This window comes from Lacticaseibacillus absianus (assembly GCF_013407595.1).
Lineage (GTDB): Bacteria > Bacillota > Bacilli > Lactobacillales > Lactobacillaceae > Lacticaseibacillus > Lacticaseibacillus absianus.
This window is the reverse complement of the sequence record NZ_JABEKX010000009.1, coordinates 1-2,724: the sequence shown is the minus strand read 5'-3', so window position 1 is coordinate 2,724 and position 2,724 is coordinate 1. Positions and strand designations below refer to the sequence as shown.

Here is a 2,724-nt window from a genome sequence, read left to right as displayed (position 1 = left end):
CTCAAGGGTGAAAAGGGCGACAAAGGTGATAAGGGTGATGCTGGTGTAGCAGGTGCCGACGGCACTTCCGCACTGGACATCTGGATCGCCAATGGCGGCAAAGACCTGACCGGCGACGGTACGGTTGACGCTGACGATATGATCGAAGCCCTGAAGGGTGCCGATGGTAAGTCAGCGCTGGATATCTGGATCGCGGCCGGTGGTACCGATCTGAACAATGACGGTACGATCGACGGTAAGGATATGACCGAAGATCTCAAGGGTGAAAAGGGCGACAAAGGTGATAAGGGTGCCGATGGTGCTTCCGCACTGGACATCTGGATCGCCAATGGCGGCGAAGACCTGACCGGCGACGGTACGGTTGACGCTGACGATATGATCGAAGCCCTGAAGGGTGCCGATGGTAAGTCAGCGCTGGATATCTGGATTGCCAACGGTGGTACTGATCTGAACAATGACGGTACGATCGACGGCAAGGATATGACCGAAGACCTCAAGGGTGAAAAGGGCGACAAAGGTGATGCTGGTGTAGCAGGTGCCGACGGCACTTCCGCACTGGACATCTGGATTGCCAATGGCGGCGAAGACCTGACCGGCGACGGCAAGATCGACGCCGACGATATGATCGAAGCCCTGAAGGGTGCCGATGGAAAGTCGGCGCTGGATATCTGGATTGCGGCCGGTGGTACTGATCTGAACAACGACGGTACGATCGACGGCAAAGATATGACCGAAGATCTCAAGGGTGAAAAGGGCGACAAAGGTGATAAGGGTGATGCTGGTGTAGCAGGTGCCGACGGCACTTCCGCACTGGACATCTGGATCGCCAATGGCGGCGAAGACCTGACCGGCGACGGTACGGTTGACGCTGACGATATGATCGAAGCCCTGAAGGGTGCCGATGGTAAGTCGGCACTGGATATTTGGATTGCCAACGGTGGCACCGATCTGAACAACGACGGTACGATCGACGGTAAGGATATGACCGAAGATCTTAAGGGTGAAAAGGGCGACAAAGGTGATAAGGGTGATGCTGGTGTAGCAGGTGCCGACGGCACTTCCGCACTGGACATCTGGATCGCCAATGGCGGCGAAGACCTGACCGGAGACGGCAAAATCGACGCCGACGATATGATCGAAGCCCTGAAGGGTGCCGATGGAAAGTCGGCACTGGATATCTGGATTGCAGCCGGTGGTACCGATCTGAACAACGACGGTACGATCGACGGCAAGGATATGACCGAAGATCTTAAGGGTGAAAAGGGCGACAAGGGTGACGATGGTGCATCAGCACTGGACATCTGGATCGCCAATGGCGGCGAAGACCTGACCGGCGACGGCAAGATCGACGCCGACGATATGATCGAAGCCCTGAAGGGTGCCGATGGAAAGTCGGCGCTGGATATCTGGATCGCGGCCGGTGGTACCGATCTGAACAATGACGGTACGATCGACGGTAAGGATATGACCGAAGATCTCAAGGGTGAAAAGGGCGACAAAGGTGATAAGGGTGCCGATGGTGCATCCGCACTGGACATCTGGATCGCCAATGGCGGCGAAGACCTGACCGGCGACGGTACGGTTGACGCTGACGATATGATCGAAGCCCTGAAGGGTGCCGATGGAAAGTCGGCACTGGATATCTGGATTGCCAACGGTGGCACCGATCTGAACAACGACGGTACGATCGACGGCAAGGATATGACCGAAGATCTCAAGGGTGAAAAGGGCGACAAAGGTGATAAGGGTGACGCAGGTGCCGACGGCACTTCCGCACTGGACATCTGGATCGCCAATGGCGGCGAAGATCTGACTGGCGACGGTACGGTTGACGCCGACGATATGATCGAAGCCCTGAAGGGTGCCGATGGAAAATCGGCGCTGGATATCTGGATTGCCAACGGTGGCACCGATCTGAACAACGACGGTACGATCGACGGTAAGGATATGACCGAAGATCTTAAGGGTGAAAAGGGCGACAAAGGTGATAAGGGTGATGCTGGTGTAGCAGGTGCCGACGGCACTTCCGCACTGGACATCTGGATCGCCAATGGCGGCACCGATCTGAACAATGACGGTACGATCGACGGTAAGGATATGACCGAAGACCTCAAGGGTGAAAAGGGCGACAAAGGTGATAAGGGTGACGCAGGTGCCGACGGCACTTCCGCACTGGACATCTGGATCGCCAATGGCGGCAAAGACCTGACCGGCGACGGTACGGTTGACGCTGACGATATGATCGAAGCCTTGAAGGGTGCCGATGGTAAGTCAGCGCTGGATATCTGGATTGCAGCCGGTGGTACCGATCTGAACAATGACGGTACGATCGACGGCAAGGATATGACCGAAGATCTCAAGGGTGAAAAGGGCGACAAAGGTGATAAGGGTGACGCAGGTGCATCCGCACTGGACATCTGGATCGCCAATGGCGGCGAAGATCTGACCGGCGGCGGCAAGATCGACGCCGACGATATGATCGAAGCCCTGAAGGGTGCCGATGGAAAGTCGGCACTGGATATCTGGGTTGCAGCCGGTGGTACCGATCTGAACAACGACGGTACGATCGACGGTAAGGATATGACCGAAGACCTCAAGGGTGAAAAGGGCGACAAAGGTGATAAGGGTGACGCAGGTGCCGACGGCACTTCCGCACTGGACATCTGGATCGCCAATGGCGGCGAAGACCTGACCGGCGACGGTACGGTTGACGCCGACGATATG

General features: G+C 56.6%; 1 pseudogene. It reads left to right on the top strand.

Features of this window, described 5'->3' with window-relative positions:
• A pseudogene (locus HII33_RS13560) lies at positions 1–2,724 on the top strand (hypothetical protein); the annotation flags it as partial.